Source organism: Escherichia whittamii, from assembly GCF_014836715.1.
GTDB classification, from domain to species: Bacteria; Pseudomonadota; Gammaproteobacteria; order Enterobacterales; family Enterobacteriaceae; genus Escherichia; species Escherichia whittamii.
Window position 1 is genome coordinate 343,259 of record NZ_JACSQI010000004.1, and the last position, 13,868, is coordinate 357,126.

Annotated in this window: 12 protein-coding genes and 2 pseudogenes; 10 read left to right on the top strand and 4 right to left on the bottom strand. The window is 48.8% G+C overall.

What is annotated here, in order from left to right; translation table 11 throughout:
- The first annotated feature begins 86 nt into the window (after positions 1 to 86).
- The 7 genes and pseudogenes from hrpA (at position 87) to aldA (ending at position 7,941) form a co-directional block, all read left to right on the top strand.
- A complete protein-coding gene (hrpA, locus tag H9644_RS09435) occupies positions 87 to 3,986 on the top strand; it encodes an ATP-dependent RNA helicase HrpA (protein WP_064527398.1) in 3,900 nt (1,299 codons plus the stop codon).
- 257 nt (positions 3,987 to 4,243) lie between these two features.
- Positions 4,244 to 4,381: pseudogene (locus H9644_RS21935) on the top strand (DUF2262 domain-containing protein); the annotation flags it as partial.
- 9 nt (positions 4,382 to 4,390) lie between these two features.
- Positions 4,391 to 4,459 (top strand): annotated as a pseudogene (locus tag H9644_RS21565) (hypothetical protein); the annotation flags it as partial.
- Positions 4,460 to 4,583: 124 nt separating this feature from the next.
- Positions 4,584 to 4,844 carry a hypothetical protein gene (locus H9644_RS09445; protein ID WP_074399469.1) on the top strand — a complete coding sequence of 87 codons (261 nt, stop codon included), beginning with the start codon at positions 4,584 to 4,586 and terminating at the stop codon, positions 4,842 to 4,844.
- Between the two features lie 166 nt (positions 4,845 to 5,010).
- Positions 5,011 to 5,388, top strand: a complete 378-nt coding sequence (locus tag H9644_RS09450; protein WP_064527402.1) for a hypothetical protein — start codon at positions 5,011 to 5,013, stop codon at positions 5,386 to 5,388.
- Positions 5,389 to 5,505: 117 nt separating this feature from the next.
- The gene (ydcF, locus tag H9644_RS09455; protein WP_064527409.1) at positions 5,506 to 6,306 is read left to right on the top strand and encodes a DUF218 domain-containing protein YdcF; all 801 of its coding nucleotides are present in this window, start codon (positions 5,506 to 5,508) and stop codon (positions 6,304 to 6,306) included.
- A gap of 195 nt (positions 6,307 to 6,501) precedes the next feature.
- A complete protein-coding gene (gene aldA / locus H9644_RS09460) occupies positions 6,502 to 7,941 on the top strand; it encodes an aldehyde dehydrogenase (RefSeq protein WP_064527412.1) in 1,440 nt (479 codons plus the stop codon).
- A gap of 40 nt (positions 7,942 to 7,981) precedes the next feature.
- Here aldA and gap read toward each other — a convergent pair whose 3' ends face one another.
- Positions 7,982 to 8,983 carry a type I glyceraldehyde-3-phosphate dehydrogenase gene (gene gap / locus H9644_RS09465; protein ID WP_064527414.1) on the bottom strand — a complete coding sequence of 334 codons (1,002 nt, stop codon included), beginning with the start codon at positions 8,981 to 8,983 and terminating at the stop codon, positions 7,982 to 7,984.
- A gap of 188 nt (positions 8,984 to 9,171) precedes the next feature.
- On the opposite strand from gap, the gene cybB reads away from it, so the two are divergent.
- Both cybB and H9644_RS09475 read left to right on the top strand, forming a co-directional pair.
- Positions 9,172 to 9,702 carry a cytochrome b561 gene (gene cybB / locus H9644_RS09470; RefSeq protein ID WP_191774331.1) on the top strand — a complete coding sequence of 177 codons (531 nt, stop codon included), beginning with the start codon at positions 9,172 to 9,174 and terminating at the stop codon, positions 9,700 to 9,702.
- 272 nt (positions 9,703 to 9,974) lie between these two features.
- Positions 9,975 to 10,148: a YdcA family protein gene (locus H9644_RS09475; protein ID WP_064527418.1), complete on the top strand. Its 174-nt coding sequence runs from the start codon at positions 9,975 to 9,977 to the stop codon at positions 10,146 to 10,148.
- A gap of 65 nt (positions 10,149 to 10,213) precedes the next feature.
- Here the strand turns inward: H9644_RS09475 and H9644_RS09480 are convergent, their stop codons facing one another.
- Both H9644_RS09480 and H9644_RS09485 read right to left on the bottom strand, forming a co-directional pair.
- Complete coding sequence (locus H9644_RS09480; RefSeq protein WP_064527420.1) at positions 10,214 to 10,363, bottom strand: type I toxin-antitoxin system Hok family toxin; 150 nt, start codon at positions 10,361 to 10,363, stop codon at positions 10,214 to 10,216.
- 347 nt (positions 10,364 to 10,710) lie between these two features.
- Complete coding sequence (locus H9644_RS09485; RefSeq protein WP_064527420.1) at positions 10,711 to 10,860, bottom strand: type I toxin-antitoxin system Hok family toxin; 150 nt, start codon at positions 10,858 to 10,860, stop codon at positions 10,711 to 10,713.
- Between the two features lie 387 nt (positions 10,861 to 11,247).
- Between H9644_RS09485 and H9644_RS09490 the strand changes: the two genes are divergently transcribed.
- Positions 11,248 to 12,888, top strand: a complete 1,641-nt coding sequence (locus H9644_RS09490; protein WP_191774301.1) for a methyl-accepting chemotaxis protein — start codon at positions 11,248 to 11,250, stop codon at positions 12,886 to 12,888.
- Between the two features lie 36 nt (positions 12,889 to 12,924).
- On the opposite strand, the gene H9644_RS09495 is transcribed toward H9644_RS09490, so the two are convergent.
- Positions 12,925 to 13,848 (bottom strand): LysR substrate-binding domain-containing protein, encoded by a 924-nt coding sequence (locus H9644_RS09495; RefSeq protein ID WP_191774303.1) that lies wholly within the window; start codon positions 13,846 to 13,848, stop codon positions 12,925 to 12,927.
- Between the last annotated feature and the right edge of the window lie 20 nt (positions 13,849 to 13,868).

A 13,868-nucleotide genomic window follows, 5' to 3' on the forward strand; every position in this document is an offset into this window, starting at 1 on the left:
AACAACACATAAAAAGCCGCGATGTGGTACTCTATATCTATCATTTAAAAGAACTTTAATCAGGCACTACGCTGCCCTCTAACGTTATGACAGAACAACAAAAATTGACTTTCAATGCCTTGCAGCAGCGACTTGATACGCTAATGCTGCGTGACAGACTGCGCTTTTCTCGCCGTCTGCACGGCGTGAAGAAGGTTAAAAATCCTGATGCACAACAGGCTATTTTCCAGGAGATGGCGAAAGAAATTGACCAGGCGGCAGGGAAAGTTCTGCTGCGTGAAGCGGCACGTCCGGACATTACTTATCCGGACAATTTACCGGTTAGCCAGAAAAAACAGGACATTCTCGAAGCAATTCGTGACCACCAGGTCGTTATCGTTGCCGGGGAAACGGGTTCCGGTAAAACCACACAGCTACCGAAAATCTGCATGGAGCTGGGACGCGGGATTAAAGGGCTGATTGGCCATACCCAGCCGCGTCGACTGGCAGCACGAACGGTGGCGAATCGTATTGCCGAAGAGCTGAAAACGGAGCCGGGCGGCTGTATCGGCTATAAAGTCCGTTTTAGCGATCACGTTAGCGATAACACGATGGTCAAGCTGATGACTGACGGGATTCTGCTGGCAGAAATCCAGCAAGATCGCCTGTTGATGCAATACGACACCATCATCATCGACGAAGCGCATGAACGTAGCCTGAACATTGATTTTCTGCTCGGCTACCTGAAAGAGCTGCTGCCGCGTCGCCCGGACCTGAAAGTGATCATCACCTCGGCGACCATCGATCCGGAACGTTTTTCACGCCATTTTAATAATGCGCCGATCATCGAAGTCTCCGGTCGGACTTATCCGGTAGAAGTTCGTTATCGTCCGATTGTTGAAGAAGCGGATGACACCGAACGTGACCAGTTGCAGGCGATTTTCGATGCCGTGGACGAATTAAGCCAGGAAAGCCCGGGTGACATTCTGATCTTTATGAGTGGCGAACGGGAAATTCGCGATACCGCCGATGCGCTGAACAAGCTGAACTTACGCCATACGGAAATTCTGCCGCTTTATGCGCGACTGTCTAACAGCGAACAGAACCGCGTGTTCCAGTCGCACAGTGGACGGCGAATTGTGCTGGCGACCAACGTCGCGGAAACCTCGCTGACCGTGCCGGGTATTAAATACGTTATCGATCCCGGCACGGCGCGTATCAGCCGCTACAGCTATCGTACTAAAGTGCAGCGTTTGCCGATTGAGCCGATTTCGCAGGCTTCAGCTAATCAGCGTAAAGGTCGCTGCGGACGTGTGTCCGAAGGGATCTGTATTCGTCTCTATTCGGAAGACGATTTCCTCTCGCGCCCGGAGTTTACCGACCCGGAAATTCTGCGTACTAACCTGGCATCGGTTATTTTGCAGATGACCGCGCTGGGGCTGGGCGATATTGCCGCGTTCCCGTTTGTTGAAGCGCCGGATAAACGCAATATTCAGGATGGTGTTCGTCTGCTCGAAGAGCTGGGAGCCATCACCACGGATGAACAGGCCAGCGCCTATAAACTAACGCCGCTTGGTCGCCAGTTATCACAACTACCCGTTGACCCACGTCTGGCTCGTATGGTGCTGGAAGCGCAGAAACACGGTTGCGTGCGTGAGGCGATGATTATCACTTCCGCGCTCTCTATTCAGGACCCGCGCGAGCGGCCAATGGACAAGCAGCAGGCATCGGATGAAAAACATCGTCGCTTCCATGATAAGGAGTCCGATTTCCTCGCGTTTGTGAATCTGTGGAATTATCTCGGCGAACAACAAAAAGCGCTCTCTTCGAACGCCTTCCGTCGACTGTGTCGCACCGATTACCTCAACTATCTGCGTGTACGCGAATGGCAGGACATCTATACCCAGTTGCGTCAGGTGGTGAAAGAACTCGGCATTCCGGTTAACAGCGAACCGGCAGAGTATCGTGAAATTCATATCGCGTTGCTGACCGGATTGCTTTCGCATATCGGGATGAAAGATGCCGATAAACAGGAATATACCGGCGCACGTAACGCGCGTTTCTCCATCTTCCCTGGTTCCGGTTTATTCAAAAAACCGCCGAAATGGGTGATGGTAGCGGAGTTGGTAGAAACCAGCCGCCTGTGGGGGCGTATTGCCGCGCGCATCGATCCGGAATGGGTGGAGCCCGTCGCCCAGCACCTGCTCAAACGTACCTACAGTGAACCGCACTGGGAACGGGCGCAGGGCGCAGTCATGGCGACGGAAAAAGTCACCGTCTATGGCCTGCCGATTGTTGCCGCGCGTAAGGTTAACTACAGCCAGATTGATCCGGCGTTGTGCCGCGAACTCTTTATCCGGCATGCGCTGGTGGAAGGAGACTGGCAGACGCGTCACGCTTTCTTCCGTGAGAATCTTAAACTGCGCGCGGAAGTGGAAGAACTGGAACACAAAACGCGTCGTCGCGATATTCTGGTTGATGACGAAACGTTGTTTGAGTTTTACGACCAGCGCATCAGCCACGATGTGATCTCCGCACGTCACTTCGACAGCTGGTGGAAAAAAGTCAGCCGCGATACGCCTGATTTGCTCAACTTTGAAAAGAGCATGTTGATTAAAGAGGGCGCAGAAAAGATCAGCAAGCTGGATTATCCGAACTTCTGGCATCAGGGCAATCTCAAGCTGCGTTTAAGTTATCAGTTTGAGCCGGGAGCGGATGCTGACGGCGTGACCGTGCATATTCCGCTGCCGTTACTTAACCAGGTTGAGGAGAGCGGGTTTGAATGGCAGATCCCAGGCCTGCGCCGTGAGCTGGTTATTGCACTGATAAAATCGTTGCCGAAACCGGTACGCCGTAATTTTGTACCTGCGCCAAACTACGCCGAAGCGTTTTTAGGCCGCGTCACGCCGCTGGAACTGCCGTTGCTCGACAGCCTTGAGCGCGAACTGAGGCGGATGACTGGCGTCACCGTTGACCGCGAAGACTGGCATTGGGATCAGGTGCCCGATCACCTGAAAATCACCTTCCGTGTAGTGGATGACAAAAACAAGAAGCTAAAAGAAGGGCGCTCATTACAGGATCTGAAAGATGCGCTGAAAGGCAAAGTACAGGAAACGTTGTCTGCAGTGGCCGATGACGGCATTGAGCAGAGTGGCCTGCATATCTGGAGCTTTGGTAAACTGCCGGAAAGCTACGAGCAGAAACGTGGCAACTACAAAGTCAAGGCGTGGCCTGCTCTGGTGGATGAACGCGACAGCGTGGCGATCAAACTGTTTGATAACCCGCTCGAACAGAAGCAAGCGATGTGGAATGGTCTTCGCCGTTTACTGCTGCTGAATATTCCATCGCCCATCAAGTATTTGCATGAGAAGTTGCCAAACAAAGCCAAGCTGGGGCTGTACTTTAACCCGTATGGTAAAGTTCTGGAGCTGATCGACGATTGTATCTCCTGTGGCGTGGATAAACTGATTGACGCCAACGGTGGTCCGGTCTGGACCGAAGAAGGTTTTGCTGCGTTGCATGAAAAAGTGCGGGCAGAACTGAACGACACGGTGGTGGATATTGCGAAGCAGGTCGAACAAATCCTCACGGGGGTGTTCAATATCAACAAACGGCTGAAAGGGCGTGTTGATATGACGATGGCGTTGGGACTCTCGGACATTAAAGCGCAGATGAGCGGGCTGGTGTATCGCGGCTTTGTCACCGGGAATGGCTTCAAACGTCTGGGCGACACGCTGCGTTATTTGCAGGCGATTGAAAAACGCCTGGAGAAACTGGCGGTTGATCCGCATCGTGATCGCGCTCAGATGCTGAAAGTTGAAAACGTTCAACAGGCATGGCAGCAATGGATCAACAAACTGCCGCCAGCACGTCGTGAGGATGAAGACGTAAAAGAGATCCGTTGGATGATAGAAGAGCTGCGCGTCAGTTATTTCGCCCAACAACTCGGTACACCGTATCCGATATCAGATAAGCGTATTTTGCAGGCGATGGAGCAAATTAGCTGATAACGCTGCTATCTGGTTGATAAATCTAAACCCGGTCAGTTCAAAGCTGCCGGGTTTTTTCTTTATGAATTCCGAAAAAGCCCCCGTGCAATAGGGTAAGCCCGGAGATAAGTGTAACCTTTTTGCGTGCAGATACATCAATCAGGGTGGGGCGGTAGCACGCCATGTGCCGATGGGATAAGCCGTGGAGCAGGGCGCAATTCTAAATGAAAAGGAGATCCAGGATGGTCGTTTATTCAACAGAATATCAACAAGTTATGCGGCTGTATCAACATGATGACGAAGAAATACTGGTGCTATTTAGCGATACTGGCGGAGATGCCGGGCGAATTAAAGACGCTCGCCTGCGGACGGCGAGCGCTGACTTTATTGCGTATAAAAATCTTGCTACCGGTGAAATTAGTAAGATGCGAAAAGCAGCCATGGACAGAAACTACCTGGCGTCAGTCCTTGCGGGGTGCGGGCTTTCGTAATCTTACCCTGGTGCTGGGAATATTAAAGATGCAATGATTTTGTATAAGAAGGGTAAATATAAAATAATGATTAATTTATTCTTTTTTTTGAAATTCTCATTCAGGAAGTTGTGAATCATAGACAATGAATACTACCCCTTATGAAGGTGAGAATTTCCTTTTTTATGAAGAAAAAATCCGTTGGCGAATGAGTCGACAAATTTCAAGTGCGAACACAATATTTTATGAGAACCAAAAACAGAGTATTCAGAAAATTTTAGAAAGATATACAAAACGTACGCCCAATCTTGTTTTTTGGGAAAATGAATACAGATGGGCAATTGTTAATGCTCAGGAAGTGGTGAGTAAATTTGATGGGCATCTCTACTGCATCTATCTTAAATAATTAACCATGAGTGTTTATCACTGTCACAGAAAATCAAGCGTATTTATATCAATGAGCTGAAACGTATTATTGATTACTCATGGTACTTAAACACACTCGCACCATTTTTGCAGCAAGTTAATGTGTCTGCTATCGAGTGCAGCATAATATATTGAGGGCTGTCGATATGAATGAATATTATATAAATATCACACCAACTTCGTTATCGTTTAAAAACGCTGACCTGTCTGGATTAAGCTATAAGAATGCCAGGCTTGAAATCACGCTGATATGCCCGGCGATCAAGTCAGATATCAAAATATCCTTTGACTGGATACATTCATTTCGCGTCACTGATGAAGGTGACCTTTTAGATATGTTGGGAGTACACGGTATTAATCAAACGGGGATCTATCGGGTAGTCAATTCATCTTACCTGGCATGGTTTATTGAGCAAAGTTGTGGGATCCATGAAAATAAAATGATCGAGCATTATGTGATTGCAGCATCTAATGATGTCGTTGATGTTTTATCTACGCTTTCTCCGCATATACAGTATGAGTAAACTTAATAGCAACCTGGTAAAGGGGCGGTTGAAAAAATTCGAGTTCTTCCTTTCAGAGTGCTCCGCTTCTCATTATTATCTCACGCAGTATTCTTAAGGAAATGAGAAGGAGGGACCATGAATATTAACCCGTTTCCGACGCTTTCAGCGTCAACCATTGATGCTATAAACGTTATCGGTCGATGGCTGGCGCAGGATGATTTCTCCGGTGAAGCTCCGTATCAGGCCGATTGCGTAATACTTGCAGGCAATGCTGTCATTCCCACTATCGATGCCGCTTGTAAAATTGCAAGAGATCAGCAAATTCCATTAATGATCAGTGGTGGTATAGGTCACTCGACAACTTTTTTGTATAGCGCTGTCGCACAGCATCCGCATTACAACACCATTCGCACTACGGGCAGATCAGAGGCTACCATCCTTGCGGATATCGCCCATCAGTTCTGGCATATTCCACGTGAAAAAATCTGGATTGAAGATCAGTCAACTAACTGTGGAGAAAATGCCCGTTTCAGTATCGCATTATTGGATCAGTTAGCAGAGCGAGTCCACACAACGATCGTCGTCCAGGATCCCACTATGCAACGCCGAACCATGGCGACGTTTCGTCGTATTACAGGAGATAACCCTGATGCACCTCGCTGGCTAAGTTATCCGGGATTCGTTCCACTGTTGGAAAATGATGCAGGCAGTGTGACGTTTGCTAATCCGCTGACAGGACTATGGCCAGTTGAACGATATTTGTCCCTACTTACTGGCGAGCTGCCACGCTTGCGCGATGACAGCGATGGCTATGGGCCACGTGGACGCGATTTTATCGTTCACGTTGATTTCCCGCCAGAAGTTACGCAGGCATGGCAGATATTACAGCATGACGCTGTGCTTATTGAGGCAATGGAGAGTCGCTCACTGCGCTAATAATTGCCCGTTTGTGAACACATGCTTGCAAACGGGTAATAATCTCATCTTTTTCTTCCTCTCTTTATTCCCGTCGCATCTCTTTTTATGAAGCCTTTCACAAAATTGCACATCTACGATGCCTTCTCTGCTGTGATTGATGTTAATTAACATGCGAATTACAAAATATAAACACATCAATCACAGGAGTAGCTCATGTCTGTACCCGTTCAACATCCTATGTATATCGATGGACAGTTTGTCACTTGGCGCGGCGACGCATGGATTGATGTGATTAACCCCGCAACAGAGGCAGTGATTTCGCGTATTCCTGATGGTCAGGCTGAAGATGCTCGCAAAGCTATCGACGCAGCAGAGCGTGCGCAGCCAGAATGGGAAGCATTACCCGCGATCGAACGAGCTAACTGGTTACGGAAAATCTCTGCGGGGATCCGCGAACGGGCCAGTGAAATTAGCTCATTGATCGTCGAGGAAGGTGGCAAAATTCAACAGCTGGCCGAAGTCGAAGTCGCTTTTACTGCTGACTATATCGATTACATGGCGGAATGGGCTCGTCGCTATGAGGGCGAGATTATTCAAAGTGATCGTCCCGGGGAAAACATCCTGCTGTTTAAACGTGCGTTGGGCGTAACGACCGGTATCCTACCGTGGAATTTCCCGTTTTTCCTTATTGCCCGCAAAATGGCGCCTGCACTTGTTACAGGCAATACCATTGTTATTAAACCCAGTGAATTTACGCCAAACAATGCGATCGCATTTGCTAAAATCGTCGACGAAATTGGCCTGCCGCGTGGCGTGTTTAACCTTGTATTAGGGCGCGGTGAAACGGTTGGTCAGGAACTGGCGGGGAACCCGAAGGTCGCAATGGTCAGTATGACAGGCAGCGTCGCTGCCGGAGAAAAAATCATGGCGACCGCGGCGAAAAATATCACCAAAGTGTGTCTGGAGCTGGGGGGCAAAGCCCCTGCTATCGTCATGGATGACGCCGATCTTGAATTGGCAGTTAAAGCCATTGTTGATTCACGCGTGATAAATACCGGACAGGTGTGCAACTGTGCGGAACGTGTCTATGTGCAGAAAGGTATTTACGATCGCTTTGTTAATCGACTGGGTGAGGCAATGCAGGCAGTTCAATTTGGTAACCCCGCCGAACGTAACGACATTGCCATGGGGCCGCTGATTAACGCTGCGGCTCTGGAAAGGGTGAAACAAAAGGTGGCGCGGGCAGTAGAAGAGGGCGCGAGAATCGCGTTGGGCGGTAAGGCTGTAGAAGGGAAAGGATATTATTATCCGCCAACGTTGCTGTTGGATGTCCGCCAGGAAATGTCCATTATGCACGAAGAAACCTTTGGGCCAGTGCTGCCGGTAGTCGCTTTTGACACGCTGGAACACGCTATCTCCATGGCCAACGACAGCGATTATGGCCTGACGTCATCGATATATACCGAGAATCTTAACGTGGCGATGAAAGCCATCAAAGGACTCAAGTTTGGCGAAACCTACATCAACCGAGAAAACTTCGAAGCTATGCAAGGTTTCCATGCTGGATGGCGTAAGTCGGGTATTGGCGGCGCAGATGGCAAACATGGTTTGCATGAGTATCTGCAGACTCAGGTGGTCTATTTACAGTCGTAATGTATGAAAGAGGCGGAGGTTTTTCCTCCGCCTGTGCTGGTCACAGTTTGGCGAATTTTTCCAGGGTACGAATGAGTTGAGTGACAAAACCATACTCGTTATCGTACCAGGCGACGGTCTTCACCAGTTGTAAATCGCCCACGGCGGTGATTTCCGTCTGGGTAGCGTCAAACACCGAACCAAAATGGCTGCCAATGATATCGGAAGAGACAATTTCTTCGTCGGTATAACCAAATGACTCGTTATTGGTCGTGGCTTTTTTAAGTGCGTTATTCACCTCTTCAGCAGTCACTTTTTCCCCCAGGATAGACACCAGCTCGGTCACTGAACCTGTTTTTACTGGCACGCGTTGCGCATGGCCTTTAAGTTTGCCGCTAAGTTCCGGGATCACCAGGCCAATGGCTTTTGCCGCACCGGTAGTGTGGGGGATGATATTTTCCGCCGCCGCCCGCGATGCGCGTAAATCTTTACCACGCGGACCGTCCACCAGAGACTGGGTGCCAGTATAGGCATGAATCGTTGTCATTGTGCCAACTTCTATCCCGAAACTGTCATGCAATGCTTTGGCCATCGGCGCAAGGCAGTTGGTTGTGCATGACGCCACAGAAACAATGGTGTCGTTGCCATCCAGAGTGTCATCATTGACGTTATAAACGATGGTTTTCATTTCTCCTGCTGGAGCGGAAATCAACACCTTCTTCGCGCCAGCGTCCAGATGCGCCTGGGATTTTTCTGCGGAAGTATAAAAACCAGTGCATTCAATGACAATTTCAGCACCTTTTACTTTCCAGGGGATATTTTTCGCTTCTTTTTCGGCGTAAACCGCAATACTTTTTCCATCAACAATAAGTGAATCCTCTGTGAAATCGACGCTCCAGGGGAAAGGACCGTAGTTTGAATCGTGCTTTAGCAGGTAGGCGAGAATTTTCGGAGATGTAAGATCATTAATGGCGACAACGTCAATGTTACTTTTAATCTCAAGTAGCCGACGTAATACCAGCCGGCCGATACGACCAAAACCGTTAATGCCAACTTTGCTCATGGTTTTCTCCTGTCAAGAACTTATGGGTAAAAATGAGTCCTTTCCAGGCTTAGACCAGGATGACGGGATGGGCAATCTACATTTTTGCCGTGAAACATAACGCACTGAAAACGGGTGAACAATATTTAATGAAATTTTAAGAAAAGCTCGTTATGTTAACGGAAAATTGTGTTAAAGCAGGAAATGTTATGGGAATTAGATATTCAAGGTTACAAATTGGCATTCACTGGCTGGTCTTTTTGCTGGTTATCGCAGCCTATTGTGCAATGGAGTTTCGTGGTTTTTTCCCGCGTAGCGATCGACCGGTGATCAACATGATCCACGTTTCATGTGGCATCTCAATTCTCGTGCTGATGGTGGTTCGTCTGTTACTTAGATTGAAATACCCAACGCCGCCTATTGTACCGAAACCCAGGCCCATGATGACGGGACTCGCTCATTTGGGACATTTGGTGATCTATCTCCTGTTTATTGTGTTGCCAGTGGTTGGTTTGGTGATGATGTATAACCGGGGTAATCCGTGGTTTGCGTTTGGTGTGACGATGCCTTACGCGTCAGAGACCAATTTTGACCTGGTGGATAGATTGAAGTGGTGGCATGAAACGTTAGCGAATCTGGGATATTTCGTTATAGGGCTTCATGCGGCGGCCGCTCTGGCACACCACTATTTATGGAAAGACAACACGCTTTTGCGCATGATGCCGCGCAAGCGCTCCTGAGGGTATTAGAAGAAAGCGCCTGTACTAAACCAGACCCGTGGTACAGGCGAAGAATACGGGCCTACATCGGAAGCGCCTATTATATTTATTTGTATGACAAATAAAACCATAATCCGAATTTATATGTTTAGTTGATTGATATTTAATCAAAATATCTTCTGTTAAGATTGAAATTCAATTTCCCCAATCATTGATCTCCCTAAGTGAAATAAAAACCGCACAGCGTATAACTTTTATACCGAACATAAGATTCGGCAAACCATGGAGGTTGTATGAAAAAGTTGCTATTTATTCTACTGATGGGATTACTGATGTCTTTTTATGTTGATGCCGGGCGCAAACCCTGTTCTGGTGCAAAAGGGGGGATCTCTCACTGTACAACTGGCGGCAAATTTGTCTGTAACGATGGTTCTATCAGCGCATCGAAAAAAACATGCACTAACTAAAAGGGGCGCCATGAGAAAATGAACTCGTCAACCAGATGCGTGGGGAGAGTTCCCCGCGCAGGCCCTTACCTGGACTGACAGGCCATGAGAGCCGCCACCTCCTTATCACCGTCCCGGAATCGCAGTTCGTAGAGCGTTTGTCGGGTCAGGAGGGTGAATGCCAGAATCGTGATACAGATAATAAGCAGACACACTACCAGGGGATTTCGCTTCATAGCCTTTCTCCTTGCCGGATGGCAGGTAAGAGGCTAACATCTGAATTGCTAGGTTCATTCGTTGGCCTCGGTTGATAGAAATATCGGTCGGGGCCTTCGTCTTTCTGATTCCCGGTAAGCCTGAAAACAGAAAGTCTCAGGCGCCCGCAAGTATCCTATGCAATTACCCTTATCAACGAAATAATCACTTCACGAAATTGTGTGGCGGCTTCCGGTAAATCGTTATCAGAGAACACTCGCTGCAAGACTTAATGCGAGTGAGCTTCCAGTTGAGGCATGAATAAGGGGCGTCATGAGAAAATGAACTCGTCAACCAGATGCGTGGGGAGAGTTCCCCGCGCAGGCCCTTACCTGGACTGACAGGCCATGAGAGCCGCCACCTCCTTATCACCGTCCCGGAATCGCAGTTCGTAGAGCGTTTGTCGGGTCAGGAGGGTGAATGCCAGAATCGTGATACAGATAATAAGCAGACACACTACCAGGGGATTTCGCTTCATAGCCTTTCTCCTTGCCGGATGGCAGGTAAGAGGCTAACATCTGAATTGCTAGGTTCATTCGTTGGCCTCGGTTGATAGAAATATCGGTCGGGGCCTTCGTCTTTCTGATTCCCGGTAAGCCTGAAAACAGAAAGTCTCAGGCGCCCGCAAACATCCTATGCAATTACCCTTATCAACGAAATAATCACTTCACGAAATTGCGTGGCATTTTCCAGAATTTTTCGTAATACGCCTTACAAGGTATAACTACTCGTAAGTCTCTTCATTCCGACGGTAATAAATAATTGTTGTAAAAATGTGATATGAGCAGGTTTTTGGCAGTAAGCAATTACCATTAATTGCCGATGACTCTCTATCGGGAGTAAACCAGGAAGAGAGACAACGGTCATGAATACAACATCCGCACACCGCTTAGGCTTTTTACATCACATCAGGCTGGTTCCGTTATTTGCCTGCATTCTTGGCGGCATCCTGTTTCTGTTTGCATTGAGTTCATCCCTGGCAGGGTATTTTCTCTGGCAGGCAGACCGCGATCAGCGCGATGTCAGCGACGAGATCCAGATACGCACGGGTTTAGCAAACAGCTCTGATTTATTGCGTTCAGCTCGGATCAATATGATTCAGGCCGGGGCAGCGAGTCGTATCGCTGAAATGGAAGAGATGAAGCGAAATATTGCGCAAGCGGAATTGCAAATAAAGCGATCGCAACAAGGCTATAACGTTTACCGTACTCGCATGGTGAAAACTCCCGCTGACGATGCGCTGGACGGCGAATTAAATCAGCGATTCCAGGCTTATATTTCCGGCCTGCAACCCATGTTGAAATATGCCAAAAATGGCATGTTTGAAGCCATTATCAATCATGAAAGTGAGCAGATCAGAACGCTTGATAACGCCTATAACCAGCAGTTAAGCAAAGCCATTGAGATACGTAGCGCCAGAGCAAACCAGCTTGCGGAACTGGCGCATCAGCGTACTCGTCAGGGAGGGATGTTTATGATTGGCGCATTTTTACTTGCGCTGGTTATGACGCTGATAACCTTTATGGTGTTACGCCGGATTGTCATTCGTCCTCTGCAACATGCTGCCCAACGGATTGAAAAAATAGCCAGTGGCGATCTGACTTCAGTTGACGAACCCACTGGCCGCAGTGAAATTGGCCGCTTAAGTCGCCATCTACAGCAAATGCAGCATTCGCTGGCGCTGACGGTGGGAACGGTGCGCCAGGGGGCTGAAGCGATCTATCGTGGCACCAGTGAGATTTCTGCTGGTAATGATGACCTTTCTTCACGTACCGAAGAACAAGCGGCGGCAATTGAACAAACCGCCGCCAGCATGGAGCAACTCACCGCAACAGTGAAGCAAAATTCTGATAACGCACATCATGCCAGCAAACTGGCGCAAGAGGCCTCAAGTAAAGCCGGTGCTGGCGGACAAACAGTTTCCGGTGTAGTGCGGACAATGGGGAATATCTCCAGTAGCTCGAAGAAAATTTCTGAAATCACGGCTGTTATCAACAGTATTGCCTTCCAGACCAATATCCTGGCGCTCAACGCCGCCGTTGAAGCCGCTCGAGCCGGTGAGCAAGGACGCGGATTTGCCGTTGTCGCCAGCGAAGTGCGTACACTTGCAAGCCGCAGCGCCCAAGCGGCGAAAGAGATTGAAGGCTTGATCAGTGAGTCCGTCAGGTTAATTGGACAGGGGGCCGATGAAGTGGCAACGGCAGGGAAAACCATGAGCGCTATTGTTGATGCCGTGGCGAGCGTCACGCATATCATGCAAGAAATAGCCGCCGCATCGGATGAACAAAGCAGAGGTATCACACAGGTTAGCCAGGCGATTTCTGAAATGGATAAAGTGACGCAGCAGAACGCTTCTCTGGTGGAAGAGGCTTCAGCTGCGGCGGTGTCTCTTGAAGAACAGGCGGCGCGGTTAACTGAAGCCGTAGATGTGTTCCGTCTGAAGAAACGCGCTGTGCTGGCAGAACAACGCGGTGTTGGTGATCCAGTGGATTTGGCAACGGTGTGATAATGCTAAAAAAGGGATCGCAAGATCCCTTTTTTTTCAGAATGGCATTGATTTTCGAATGGCGTTAACCATCAACTGGCAACCGGAAGAGAGTGTTGCATCTACGCGGGTCAGTATTCCAATAGGTTCGCCTGCTCCATGCCCCGGAACAGGCAGGGCCACCAGCGTGGCATGACGCAGGTCGTCTTTCACAGCGCCAGAGGGAACAAACCACACATAGTCGTATTCAACCGTAAGCTGACGTGAAAGCGATGCAGACAACGTTTCAATACAGCCTGAAGGGATTTTACATCCCTGACTTTTTACTAGCGCCTCTGAATGCTGCCGTGGCGCGGTGCCTTCTGGTGATACGACAACAGGCCATTCCAGTACCCGACTTAACGTTACGTTCTCCTGAAGCAGAGGATGATTAGGCCGAACAACTAACTTCAGTGATTCGAGAAACAGCAGTTCGTAATTAAGTCCGGTCATCAGTTCAGGATCTGACATCCGACCAACACCAATATCGATTTCACCTGCTTTTAATCCCGCCAGGATCATCGTGTTACTCATGGTGGCAACTTGCAGTGTGGTTTCTTTTTGTTGCTGATGAAACTGACCTATAACAGAAGGTAATATCCCCAGCGCCGCGGTAGGTAGCGCGCCCACTCTGACGACATCCTTGTTAAGGCCTTCTTTACGATTAAATGACTGTCCTGCGGTATTGATGGCGTCAAGAACTCTGACTGCGTGAGTTAAAAATTGCTCGCCAGGTAAGGTAAGCTGCGCGCCTTGACGTCCACGGTCGAACAGGCGAGCTCCCGTCAATTGCTCCAGCTCATTCAATGTCTTAGACAGTGCCGGTTGACTCAGGTTAAGGGTTTCAGCCGCGCGCCCCAAAGTTCCTTGTTGTGCGACAGCTACGAATGTATGAAGGTGGCGCAAACGGATGCGCTGACTAAACAGACTATTTTTTTCCATAAGCGATGTTAAAAACGAAG